The 13383-nt window shown below is 49.0% G+C and carries 8 protein-coding genes and 1 pseudogene; 5 read left to right on the top strand and 4 right to left on the bottom strand.

Annotated elements, in window-relative coordinates:
* Positions 1–474: 474 nt before the first annotated feature.
* Both pntB and ACLQ6D_RS13075 read right to left on the bottom strand, forming a co-directional pair.
* Positions 475–1866, bottom strand: coding sequence for a Re/Si-specific NAD(P)(+) transhydrogenase subunit beta (gene pntB, locus ACLQ6D_RS13080; protein WP_411727762.1), 1392 nt, complete (start codon positions 1864–1866; stop codon positions 475–477).
* 13 nt (positions 1867–1879) lie between these two features.
* Entirely contained in the window at positions 1880–3436 is a 1557-nt protein-coding gene (locus tag ACLQ6D_RS13075; RefSeq protein ID WP_411727761.1) for a Re/Si-specific NAD(P)(+) transhydrogenase subunit alpha, read from the bottom strand.
* Between the two features lie 226 nt (positions 3437–3662).
* On the opposite strand from ACLQ6D_RS13075, the gene ACLQ6D_RS13070 reads away from it, so the two are divergent.
* From ACLQ6D_RS13070 to ACLQ6D_RS13050, 5 genes are all read left to right on the top strand, one after another.
* Entirely contained in the window at positions 3663–4634 is a 972-nt protein-coding gene (locus tag ACLQ6D_RS13070; protein ID WP_411727760.1) for a hypothetical protein, read from the top strand.
* The gene (locus ACLQ6D_RS13065) at positions 4628–5317 is read left to right on the top strand and encodes an HAD family hydrolase (protein ID WP_411727759.1); all 690 of its coding nucleotides are present in this window, start codon (positions 4628–4630) and stop codon (positions 5315–5317) included. Before ACLQ6D_RS13070 ends, ACLQ6D_RS13065 begins: the two co-directional genes overlap by 7 nt.
* A gap of 27 nt (positions 5318–5344) precedes the next feature.
* Positions 5345–6316, top strand: a complete 972-nt coding sequence (locus tag ACLQ6D_RS13060) for a beta-ribofuranosylaminobenzene 5'-phosphate synthase family protein (protein WP_411727758.1) — start codon at positions 5345–5347, stop codon at positions 6314–6316.
* 254 nt (positions 6317–6570) lie between these two features.
* Positions 6571–8967 carry a M28 family peptidase gene (locus ACLQ6D_RS13055; protein WP_411727757.1) on the top strand — a complete coding sequence of 799 codons (2397 nt, stop codon included), beginning with the start codon at positions 6571–6573 and terminating at the stop codon, positions 8965–8967.
* Between the two features lie 573 nt (positions 8968–9540).
* Positions 9541–10479: a TolB family protein gene (locus ACLQ6D_RS13050; protein WP_411727756.1), complete on the top strand. Its 939-nt coding sequence runs from the start codon at positions 9541–9543 to the stop codon at positions 10477–10479.
* 320 nt (positions 10480–10799) lie between these two features.
* Here ACLQ6D_RS13050 and glpK read toward each other — a convergent pair whose 3' ends face one another.
* Together glpK and ACLQ6D_RS13040 are read right to left on the bottom strand one after the other, a co-directional pair.
* Complete coding sequence (glpK, locus tag ACLQ6D_RS13045; protein WP_411727755.1) at positions 10800–12284, bottom strand: glycerol kinase GlpK; 1485 nt, start codon at positions 12282–12284, stop codon at positions 10800–10802.
* 328 nt (positions 12285–12612) lie between these two features.
* Positions 12613–13257: pseudogene (locus tag ACLQ6D_RS13040) on the bottom strand (quinoprotein dehydrogenase-associated SoxYZ-like carrier); the annotation flags it as partial.
* Positions 13258–13383: the final 126 nt, after the last annotated feature.

Below are 13383 nucleotides of genomic sequence, written 5' to 3'. Positions count from 1 at the left end.
CATAGTGTTCACCTTATTTCTAAAAATCAAAGCTCTGTGACGTCAGAGCGAGTGTATTGCAATCGTCGTTACCCAAAGATGGTCTGGAAGCCCGTCGATGCTGTTGCTGTGCTGTTAGGCCTAACGTGATATATACGACAACTGGTGTCTTATAAAGACTGTAAATTGTCGTATAATCACAGTAAATTAAAATTATCCGCTTATTTATTGTGGCTTGAGTATAAGTCAACACGACAGACTATGCAAACAATTACGACACCAATGCAACCAAAGAAATTGCTCGATAAAGTCCGCGACAAGCACGGTAGCACGGTAGGGCGGATTAGACGCGCAAACCGTACAAACTTAATAAATGTAAGGATTTCCCGTGCGTCGTAATCCGCCCTTGTATGATTAACCCGTAAGTCGGAAGCGGCGTTAGCCGTGTTCCGACGTATTAGGCGGAACACCTAACGGTTTCCACCCCTACATAACTCAACCCTTCAACGCCTTCAATACCGCCTGCATGGTGGCATTAGCATCACCAAATAACATCCGGGTATTGTCTTTCACAAACAAGGGATTGCCTACACCGGCATAGCCGGAGGCCATACTGCGCTTGAGTACGATGGTGGTTTCGCCTTTCCAGCATCCCAATACTGGCATTCCGGCAATGGGGCTGTTAGGGTCATCCAGCGCAGAGGGATTGACGATGTCGTTGGCGCCGATCACGATAGAGACATCCACCTTATCCCAATCCTCATTGATTTCGTCCATTTCGTAGACGATATCGTAAGGCACTTTGGCTTCAGCCAGTAAGACGTTCATGTGCCCCGGCATACGGCCCGCGACGGGGTGGATACCAAAACCCACTTTTTTGCCTTTATCCCTCAAGAATTTGGTGATTTCATTGACGGTGTGCTGTGCTTGTGCAACCGCCATACCGTAACCGGGAATAATCATGACGTTTTTGGCATCCATGAGTAAACGGGCAGCTTCTTCGGCATCAATCGGTTGGACTTCGCCCTCGACCACGGCAGCATCGCCACCCGAAGCCGTACCAAAGCCGCCTGCAATCACGCTAAGGAAATGGCGGTTCATGGCACGGCACATGATGTAACTCAAGATCGCCCCGCTGCTGCCGACGAGCGCCCCGGTCACAATCAGCAGATCATTGTTTAACATGAATCCAGTCGCCGCCGCTGCCCAACCGGAGTAGCTGTTCAGCATGGACACTACCACGGGCATATCCGCACCGCCAATCGCCATCACCATGTGTACGCCGAATGCCAAGGCAACGAGGGTCATAAGCAATAAGGGGAAAGTGCCGCCGCCCGTTTCAGCTTGGCTTAAGAACATCGTGCACAGAAAAATTGCCGAAACCAATAAGCCCAAGTTCAGCCAGTGCCGACCGGGTAACAACATGGGTTTGCCACTGATTTTTTCGCTGAGCTTGCCGAATGCAATCACAGAGCCGGAGAAGGTGACTGCGCCGATAAAGATACCCAGGTAAATTTCGACTTCATGGATGGTTTTTTCCACGCCGCTGACCGTGCTAGTGCTATCCATGAAGTTGGCAAAACCGACTAACACAGCCGCCATACCGACTAGGCTGTGCATGATGGCAACCAATTCCGGCATTTGTGTCATTTGGACTTTTAATGCCGCTTTTGTGCCTATTGCCCCGCCAATCAGCAGGGCCAAAACCAGGATGATATAAGAATTGACCGCACCGCTAAAGGACGTGGCTACAATCGCAATCGCCATGCCCAACATGCCGAAATAATTGCCGCGCCCGGACGTTTCCTGGTGGCTTAATCCGCTTAAGCTTAGAATGAACAGGATGGTGGCGACGATGTAAGACATCGTGACTAAACTTTGAGACATCATTTTCCCCTTATTATTTTCTGAACATTTCTAACATGCGCCGGGTAACCAGAAAGCCACCCGCGATATTGATAGAGGCGATTAAAATAGCCAGCCCCGCGAGGATCGTAATAAAAAAGCCCGGCGTGGAAATTTGCACCAAGGCACCAATCACTATAATGCCGCTGATCGCATTGGTTACGCTCATCAGCGGCGTGTGCAAGGACGGGGTGACGTTCCAGATCACCTGATAACCGATGAAACAGGCCAATACGAACACCGTGAAATGCGACATAAAGGCGGTCGGCGCTACCGAACCGATACCGAACAACGCCGCACCGCCCAGTAGCAAAGGCAGGAATTGTTTGACAGGTTCGGGCAGGATTGACTTTTTAGCAGGTTTAATGACAGCCTTGGCTTCTGTTTTTGCAGCGGGGGCAACCGTTAGTGTAGGCGGCGGTGGGGGCCAGGTGATTTTGCCTTCCTTGATGACAGTCGTACCCCGGATCACTTCGTCTTCCATGTTGACGTTGATAACGCCATTTTTTTCAGGACACAAATCGGTCAGTAGATGCCTTATATTGGTAGCGTAAAGTTGGCTGGACTGGTTGGCAAGTCGGCTAGGCAGATTGGTGTACCCGATTATAGTAACGTCATGTTTGACAACGACCTTATCTTTCTCGGTCAATTCACAATTGCCGCCTTGTTCAGCCGCCAAATCAACGATGACACTGCCGGGCTTCATGGATAAAACCATCGCCTGGGTGATTAGTTTTGGGGCAGGCTTCCCAGGAATGAGCGCCGTTGTCACAATAATGTCCACTTCCATCGCCTGTTTGGCAAACAAGGCCATTTCCGCTTCAATGAACTCTTTGGACATGGTTTTGGCATAACCGCCCGTGCCTGAGCCTTCCTCTTTGAAATCGAGCATCAGGAATTCGGCATCCATGCTTTCGATTTGCTCTTTGACTTCAGGGCGGGTGTCGAAGGAACGCACGATAGCGCCCATGCTTTTCGCAGCGCCAATTGCCGCTAATCCGGCAACCCCGGCGCCAATGACCAAGACTTTGGCAGGCGGGATTTTACCGGCGGCGGTGATCTGACCGGTAAAAAATCGGCCAAAATGTTGGGCCGCTTCGATGATAGCGCGGTATCCGGCGATATTCGCCATTGAGCTGAGGGCATCGAGTTTTTGCGCCCTGGATATCCGTGGTACGCTGTCCATCGCCAATACGGTTGCATCTTTAGCAGCCAGTCGTTTCATCAGCTCTTCATTTTGTGCAGGCCAGATAAAACTGATCAAACAACCACCTTTAGACAACAGCTCAATTTCGTCGAGCGCCAGTTCGGGGTGACGTTCGGGCGCACGAACTTTCATGACGATATCCGCTTTTTTCCACAATGTTTTGGCATTGTTTACAATTTCAACGCCCGCTTCTTTGTAGGCTTCATCTGAAATATTCGCAGCAAGCCCCGCACCGCTTTCGAGCAGGACGGAAAAACCCAGCTTGATAATTTGTTCTGCGGCCTCCGGCGTTGTGGCTACGCGCTTTTCACCGGGGTGAATTTCTTTGGGTACACCAATTTTCATAAGGTTTCCTGTGAGTGATTTAGGGCATAATAAGGGGTGGCTTGTGGTTTATCGGTCAAAACTGCGTGAGCATAAAAGAATAAGCTCGGGTTTTCAATAAATTTATGACTTAGGTGCAAGGCAAAAGGAGCGAAACAACAACCTTTTAGCCTTTGGCCTTGTGCCTTTCGCCTTGCTCCATAAACGTTTGTTGCTTTAGCAAAGAGGCATTGGTAATTATTTAAAGATGTCGAAAAAAAATGAACCTTATCTACCTAAAGACTTTATCGAAACCGCAGAAGGACTGGTTTTTGCGGTTGTCCAGCAGGGTACAGAACGCTGTGGTGGGCAAGAGAAAGTACTGTGCTTTCTGCGTTACATTAAGCGCGATGCTGAACATAACAGGCAGTGGCATAAAGTTGCAACTGAGCCAGCAAACGAATATTTAAAAAGTAATTATCCCGAATATCTGCATTATTCTGCGATGTTGGATGCCCAACTCCATGCAGTAGATACCAGGCGTATCGTTCAACACCATAGCCCAGGGCAACGGTTACAGCAGATTCTATCTGGCCAATTCCGTGATAAGGTCGAACAGGATTTATATGACTTGTGCCTATTATTCCAACAAAACGGCCTGGACTTATCAAAAGCCGGAGTGACCGGTTCTATCTTGATAGGGGCGCAGAAACAAAATTCGGATATAGACTTGGTGTTTTATGATCGGGAACAGTTCCACCAAGCACGGGCAATTACTGCTGAATTTATCGAGCAATATCAATTGGGTGCGTTGAGCGATAAGGAATGGCAAGAATCTTATGCGCGACGTTCGTGTGCCTTAACTTTACAAGAATATGTTTGGCATGAGCGCCGTAAATTCAACAAAGCGCTCATTAACGGAAGAAAATTTGACCTTAATTTTATTGACGGACAGGTTAATGCGGAACTTATTGTTTATCATAAATACGGCGAAATTACTGTTCAGTGCAAAATTATCGAAGACAAGTACGGATTCGATTATCCAGCAATATTTAAAATCGATCATGAAAATATCGGATTGGTTGTCTGTTTTACTGCAACGTATACAGGCCAAGCGTTTGTGGGAGAAACGGTAGAGATTGCCGGATTATTGGAACAGTCAGAAAATGGAATTATTAGGCTTGTCGTAGGCTCCAGCCGGGAAGCACCGGACGAGTATATAAAGGTCGTTCAATGCTGAGATTAACCGACTTTTCTGCATTTATCTTTGATATGGACGGTCTGGTTTTGGATACCGAACCGAGCTACTTTGCTGCTTGGCAACAAGCGGTTAAGGCAATGGGTTATAAGTTAGCACCGGATTCTTTCAAAATTTTGTCCGGTTATCATTATCATCAAGTCGAAGCGCAGTTACAGACTTGGTTAGGGCAAGATTTTAATTTGCATGCTTTTAAACAGTTAGGTACTGACTGTTGGCGAAACCATGTCCGTGAACACGGCATAGCAGTCAAAACAGGCGTTGTGACTTTGCTTGATTATGCCGAGCAACAAGGGATTCCGGTTTGCTTGGCAACCAATAGTTGGGCGGTTTACGCGCGACATTGTCTCGCTATTGCTGGGCTTTCTGGGCGATTCCCTTTGCTTGTCACGGGCGATGATGTAGATCGGGTCAAGCCGGAGCCTGACATTTTCCTGAAAGCAGCCGAGCGGATGCTGGTTGATATTCGTCAGTGTATGGTATTTGAAGATTCACATACGGGTATTGTCGCTGCATCTGCGGCGGGCGCTTATTCGGTGTACGTTCCTTCGACATTCCCCGTCAATCCCTTAACGGTTGAAATGTGCGATTGCATGTTGGATGACCTGTCACAAGTCTTTGAAACCTTACCCCCCACGTGCCTATCAGGATATAATTGCCCATAAACCAGCGATTAAAAATCCAGTAACTTAATGTCTTCCTTTACCAGAATATCTGTCAGCGCACCCGCAAGATTACACATGGGCTTTATTGACCTGAGCGGGTCGTTGGGCCGACATTTTGGCAGTATCGGTATTGCCCTGAACGAAATAAACACATGGTTGACCTTATCCAAAGCAGGCCAGCGTCGCATTACCGGGCCTTCCGCACAACGAGCCGATCGGTGTTTGACCCAGTTATGTGATGCGTTAAACGTATCCGATCAGCTTAATATAACCATTGAATCGGCAATTCCTGAGCATGTGGGTTTGGGTTCAGGAACCCAAATGGCCTTGGCAATCGGTTCGGCATTAAACGCCTATTACGGCTTAGGGCTGACCGTGCGCGATATTGCCTCGGTAATGGATAGGGGCTTACGTTCCGGCATAGGCATCGGTGTGTTTGAACATGGCGGCTTGGTCGTTGATGGCGGACGTGGCGAAAAAACCATTACCCCACCTGTGCTTGTCCACCTTCATGTGCCATCAGACTGGCGCTTTATCCTGGTTTTCGACCGGCGTGGACAAGGCTTGCATGGCAAGCAGGAAATCGCGGCATTTGAGTCATTGCCGCCTTTCACGCAGCATGAAGCAGAGCATTTGTGTTACCTTATTATGATGCAAGGGTTGCCAGCCGTTGCTGAACATGACCTTAAGCAATTCGGTCACGTCATTTCGCAATTACAACAAGCAGTCGGCAAACACTTTTCCCCAGCCCAAGGCGGTATCTATGCCAGCAAGGAAGTCGCCAAAGCGATGGCTTGGCTAACACAGCAATCTGCGGTTGCAGTCGGTCAAACATCCTGGGGGCCGACGGGTTTCTGTGCTGTTGAAAGCGCTGACTTGGCCGAAGAAATCGTCCAACAAGCTAGAGCCCAATTTGAAGATTTGGTTAATTTAGATTTTGCGGTGGTGAGTGCAAATAACCAGAAAGGAACTTCCCGATTGGTGTTATCAGACGGTTAAGAGCCGTTTCAAATGGCTAATACTGGATTGTCATATTATTACTGACTATTTTCTAAGCGCGTCATTCCGGCATGGATTGCCGGAATCCAGATCCAGGGATGGATTTGAGATTGCCCCATGGCACTGGATACCCGCTTCCAGGCGGGTATGACGAGCTTGAATGTTAATCCGATAAAGTAGAGCTTAATTTCAGCATAAATAGCTTTCCTATTTACTGGCTAGTGTGTTGGCTGACCGAATAAAAGGCATGTTTTGTGACTAAACACCCAACGCCCACGATGCTAAATGAACATCAGCCACTACAAAAGACCAAATCCACCCAGGCTATCATTTTCCTTGTCGGGGTTCTGGCGCTAGTGGGCATTGGGCTTTTCCACACATTACCGCCCACGCCATCCTCATTTTCTGCACCTACGTCGGCTTTTTCTTCAGTCCGCGCCATGTTACATGTGCGACAAATCGGATCGCAACCACATCCGACAGGTAGCCGTGAGAATGCTGAAGTGCGCCAGTATTTGGTTGCCCAGTTAAAAGGATTGGGTCTTGCGCCGGAAATACAATCGGCGCTGGTGGTCTATCCTCAAAAAAAACACGCAGGACGAATTCATAACGTACTGGTGCGGATTCCGGGGACAAAACCGGGTAAGGCATTGCTGCTGGTCGCGCATTACGATTCCGTACACACAGGGTCTGGAGCCGCAGACGACGGCGCATCGGTCGCGGCAATCCTGGAAACGCTGCGGGCCATAAAAACGCAGCCCGCATTACAAAACGACTTGCTTACTATTTTTACCGATAGCGAGGAGACGGGATTGCTTGGAGCAGAAGCGTTTGTCCGCCAACATCCTTGGGCAAAAAATATCGGTCTGGCTCTGAATTTTGAGTATCGTGGCAATCGCGGCGCTTTTATGATGTTTGAAACCAGCCAGGGCAATGGAAAACTCATCGAGGGACTGGCAACTGCCGCACCCTTTTTATTGGCTAATTCCATGATGTATGAGGTTTACAAACGCTTACCCAATGATACCGATATGTCCGTCTTTATACAGGCAGGCATTCCGGGGATGAATTTCGCGGCGATTGAAGGCCACACGCATTACCACACCCAACTTGACCGTCCTGAATTGCTAGATCAAGGCAGTTTGCAACACGAGGGAGACATCATGCTTGCCTTGGTCAAGTATTTTGGCAATCTCCCTTTAAACGACCTGAAATCTACAGATCGTGTCTATTTTGATGTACCCGGATTAGGATTGCTCAATTATCCGGTGGGTTGGGTTATGCCGCTTAACGGCATTGTACTGCTGCTGTTTGCTACGGCAATAACGCTGGGTTTGAGAACGAAAACCGTGCGGGTAGGTCGGGTAGTATCAGGGGCTATCGTATTCCTATTTATCTTATTTGGTTTGGCAATGGCTAGCCATTTTTTATGGTTGAGTATCTGCCAATTACATCCTGAATATGAATCGTTTGTTCAGGGCGACACCTATAACAGTCATTGGTATTTGCTGGCTTTCGTTTTCCTGAACATTGGATTGTTTCGTATTTTGCAAGCATATCTATACAAATGGTTACGGCTCATAGAATTTATCCTCGGGGTCATGGCTTGCTGGTTGCTATTGCTAGTGGTGAGTAGTCTTTGGCTGCCAGGGGCGAGTTTCCTGTTCTTCTGGCCTTTGGTGGCAATGATTCTGGTTGTGGGGATATTATTTATAAACCCCTTCTCTCTTCGGGAGAAGGTTGGGATGAGGGGTTTAGAGTCAATTTTCCCTCACCCTAGCCCTCTCCCAGGGGGAGAGGGGACTTTCCAAGGTTCGCCGATAGTGATTTTTCTGGGAAGTATTCCCGGCATCCTGCTATTCACGCCACTTATAAGAGGGTTATTTATCGGCTTAACACCGCAAATGATCGGTGTGGTGATTGTTCCCCTGGTATTGTTATTAGGCCTGTTAACTCCTCTCTTGGAGATGATAGGGCAACGAAAATATTTGATAGGATTATCATTACTATTAGGCGCTGTAGCATTGGCAATAGGTTCATTCACTTCCGGTTTTGATGCCAATCATCCACGCCAAAATACCTTGTTTTACGTGCTCAGCAGTTCAGGACAGCGAGCCTTTTGGCTGTCTACGGATAAACAACTTGATGAATGGACCTCGGCTTTTTTTGCTAGCCCCCAGGCAAAACAACATCTGCCTGAGTTATTTGGCGACAATTTTCCTGCAATGTGGGCAGCACCAGTTCCCATGTTAGCTTTGCAATCGCCGACGATAGAAACGCTGGAAGACAGTGCCCTATCTGATAAAAATTCTGATAAGCGAAAGATTAGGATACGGGTTAAATCACCAAGGCACGCACCTAAATTAAAAGTTACTGTCGAAGGGGCTGATGTGCTTCATTCAACAGTTGCCGGGCAGCTATTTTCGGAGTCTCTGCAACCCCATTGGAGCCTTGATAGTGTTGGTTTAATCGACGAAGACCTAATTATCGAATTCATGGTCAAAGCTGGCATACCCTTCAAAGTAAAGGCTATCGATTTTTCTTATGGACTTCCTGCCACAACCCTAAATCCTAGGACATCATTCATAATCAGCAAACCCTCTGAATTCAGTGATACTACCGCTGTTGTTAACTTTATTTACTATAGATAGCGCTAAAGCCCAAAAAGCAAAGCCGGACGGCGCGTTACACTATTGATTCTATTGATTACAATGTCATTGCTAGGTCGGCCCCCAATCACGAGGTTTACAAAGGCCATCCAGTTGTACAAAATACGGCGTATGTAATATCGCCGCGATTTTACCGAAGGTGCAACCTATTTTTTTACCGTCGTAACATTTCGTCGCGCCCGTTTTTTAAATACCGAAGATGCCATAGCGCGTTTGCGTACCGCGTTTAAGGAGGAAAGGGTGCGCCGTCCATTACAATCCCGTCAAACATGGTTATGTGGCGCGTCCAGCGGATTGGGCGTATAGCAGCATCCACCGACACATACGCCAAGGTATTTTACCCACAACATGGGGAAGCGATACCATTGCCATACCCGACAATATGGGTCATGAATAGCAGCGAATTGTAAATTGGATTACGGTTGGGTTGGATTGGGTTGATGAGTTGCGGTAGGTTGGATTAACAGCTTCATCGTTAACCCAACATTTCGGAGCCCAAAAAAGTTTGGTTGGCGATCAAACCAACATGATCGTCATGACATAGTCAATGTTGGGTTGCGAAAAGCATGCAACCCAACCTACTACTTCGGTCTGGAGCCGAGCAACAGCGAGATCGTCATTCACGACCTGGCGACCTTGACCTCGGTGCGGATCACCAACGACACCAACCCGGACGAGAGCCCCTCCGTTTCTCCTGACGGGAACGTCGTCACCTGGGAGCACTGCAACTCGTCGCTGAGCAACTGCGACATCTGGCAGGCAGCGAAGGTTGGAGCGGTCTGGAACGTGGGCGTGACGAACGACTCGCCCAACGCCGAACACTACCCCGACACCAACGGCACGCTGGTGGTCTACGACTCCTTCCGCGCGGGGAACGCGGACCTCTTCTGGCGCCCAGTCGCCGGTGGCGCCGAAGTGCAGCTCCAGATGTCGACCCACGAAGGCAACCCGAGCATCGCGGGCAACTTCATCGCCTTCGAAAGCAGCCTTACGCTCGGCGGAACGAGCGACATCTTCGTTTACGACCTAGCTTCGAACCAGCTGTACCAGATCACCAACACCCCCCTGGTCACCGAGCACCGCAACGACATCACAGTGCTGGGCAGCGGCTACGTTCGCGTCGTCTGGGCGAGCAACGAAGACGGCAACAGCTCGCGAAACGTCAAGGGCGCAACGTTCTCGCTACAGGCTAGCGACAATGAACCGCCCGTTTTCACCCCACCCGTCAATATCATTGTCAATGCAACGATGCCAACCGGTGCGGTGGTCAACTACACCGTTCAAGTTACGGACAATACCGGCGTCACGTCCCTGGTCTGTACGCCTGTTTCGGGCAGCGTATTCCATTGGCACAACCGTGGTGCAATGCGCGGCGGGCGATGCTGCCGGCAACGCAGCCAGCGCCAGCTTCACCGTGAAGGTCAAAGGTGCGCCGGAACAGATCGTGGACTTGGTGCAGCTCGCGAAAGGCATGGCGCTGCCGACGCCCCTTAAAACAAAACTGTTGGCAGCATTGCAAACCGCCCTGGCCAATCCCCGGAACAAGCCCTTGGCCTGCGGGGTGCTCAGCCTCTTCATTCAATACGTTCAAGCGCAGCCACCGAGCGTGATCCCGCCTGCAAAAAAGGCTCAGATGATAGCGGACGCAACCAGGATCAAAGCGGTGCTCGGGTGTTCTTAGCCAACGCGGTAAGACGCAAAATGTAGGGCGATCTACGTAGTGACCCAACAAATAGGAGATATAAGGGATTTGTTGGGTTGGCGATGCCAACCCAACCTACAATATTTATTCTAGCGCTCCATCCCAGCAATATTTATTCTGCCCAGTTTTTTGCCCTGGCAACAGCTTTCTGCCAATAGTTTTTGAGCAAATCAACCTGTTCAGATGGCAAATTAGGTTTAAATGTCTGGTTAACACGCAATGATTTGTTGAGTTCATCAATTTTCCAAAAACCCACGGCGAGACCCGCTAGATAAGCCGCACCCAGGGCGGTGGTTTCCAGGTTATCGGGCCGGGCGACGTTGATGTTGGATATGTCCGCCTGAAATTGCACCATGAGGTTGTTGTTGGCTGCGCCGCCGTCTATCCGTAATTGGGTAATGGGTTCGCCGCAGTCTAAGGCCATGGTCTGCAAGAGTTCATCGACTTGGAAAGCAATGCTTTCCAGCGCTGCCCGAGCCAGATGTGCGCGGGTCGTGCCACGGGTAATACCGAAGATAGCGCCACGGGCATGGGGATCCCAATGTGGTGCGCCGAGCCCAGTCAGCGCGGGGACAAAATAAACGCCGCCGTTATCGCTGACGCTGCTGGCTAGCGCTTCGGAATCCGACGCTTGTTTGAATACCATCAAACCATCCCGTAACCATTGCATGACCGCGCCGCCCATAAACACGCTGCCTTCAAGGGCGTAGGTGACATCATCACCGATTTGCCAGGCGATGGTGGTAAGTAAGCGGTGTTTTGAGACCACTTTTTTGCGCCCGGTATTCATCATTAAAAACGACCCCGTGCCATAAGTGCATTTCGCCATGCCGGGTTGATGGCAAAGCTGGCCGAATAAGGCGGCTTGCTGATCGCCAGCAATGGCTGCAATGGGTATGCCCAAACCTATTTCGGGATGCTGGGTTAATCCATAGACTTCGGTGGATGTTTTTACGGTGGGGAGCAGGGCAGGGGGGATATCGAATAATGCCAGTAATTCCTCATCCCATCGAAGTTGTTCGATGTTGTATAACAGGGTACGGGAAGCGTTAGAGACATCGGTAATATGCAATTCGCCTTGGCTAAGGTTCCAAACCAGCCACGAATCAATGGTGCCAAAAGCCAGTTCACCGCGTTCGGCTTTAGTTCTGGCACCTTCGACGTTATCCAGCAGCCATTTTATCTTGGTCGCTGAAAAATAGGCATCAAGCAATAGTCCGGTTTTGGCCTGGACCGTCGGTTCAAAACCCGCATCCTTAAGCCGAGTACATTCGTCGGCAGTCCGTCTGTCTTGCCAGACGATGGCATTGTAAATAGGTTTGCCCGTTTTTCGTTCCCAAATTACCGTGGTTTCCCGTTGGTTGGTGATACCAATACCGGCAATATCGGACGGTTTCAAGCCTTGTTGTTGCAGCGCTTGCTTAATGACACTAGCCTGGGTTTGCCAAATCTCTTCGGCATGGTGTTCGACCCAGCCAGGGTGCGGATACCATTGTTTGAATTCTTGCTGGGCAACGGCAACAGGCTGGGTTTCTTGGTCATAAAGAATGCAACGCGAACTGCTGGTGCCTTGGTCTATTGCTAGTATGTATTTCATATTCGCTCTTTATGAATGTTCGTCCTTATAAGTAAAAATGAATAACCGATTTAAAATCTGAATTAAAGGACTTGATTAGCAACTGAAGCAAAAAAGTACGTCATACCCGCCGGGAAGCGGGTATCCAGTGCCATGGACGGCAAGCTCCGAGCCCTCTATGGAGTCTGGATACCGGCAATCCCTGCCGGAATGACGGCTTTTAAAAACAGTTGCACGCTATTACTTAGTATGGATTGTTATCACAGATATTATTGTTTATCGTATTTGATATCCAAGGTAAGGCGCAATAGCAAATAATTCTGTCATAGTCAAAGTCAGCCTTCAAACATCAAGGGTTGATGACGTATGTTTCCGTATAGGTATTGCCTTTTTTACAGACATCCCGCGCCGTTGGGCTTTCACATGAAGTGTCGGTAATCTCGGCTTTTAAGATACCGGCTTCATCGGGGACAAAGTAAAACCGGAAATTGGGATCGGAGCTGATCGCTATATCCGTTTTTGCGGTCAAAATCGGTTTATCGTTAAAAGACACTTTCATTTGTTCAACGAAATGCGATTTTTTGATGAACCGTGACACTTGATCCATTTGCATACCGCTTAGATTGGGGTGGCTAATCAATAGCTGAACCAGTGTTGGCTCTTTGGTTTTAATGCCCCCATCCAAGCGAAATTTCATTTTACCCAGGCGCAGCATGGCCGCATCAAGATCGACCCCCACTGGCGCAGAGCAACCGCCACTGGCTTTAACATATTTCTTTGACATATACAACTTGCCATCATTCATTTCGGCAATGGCACGGATATAGCTGTAGGTGTTGACCCGAATTCGCATGGCAAGATCGGCCTTGCCGCTGTGAGGGCTGAATTCAAATTCGCCAACGAAAGGGAAGGGGTTTTTATCGACTAACACCAGGATTTTTTTGATATGGCTATCGTTTGACTGTTTGACCTTGCTGATGATTTTTAACGGAACCGAAGGGAGTCGCTATTTTTGCGAAAGCTTGTTTTGGGCATCCCAGCCCAAGCAAGCGGCAAAAACTTAACGCGACCGCCAATGCCTGCGGCTGCCCCAGCCGTCCTGCTTCCCTCGTTTTATACC

The organism is Methyloglobulus sp. (assembly GCF_046714055.1).
GTDB lineage: Bacteria > Pseudomonadota > Gammaproteobacteria > Methylococcales > Methylomonadaceae > Methyloglobulus.
The sequence above is the reverse complement of the archived record's forward strand: the minus strand, read 5'-3'. Positions and strand labels throughout refer to the sequence as shown.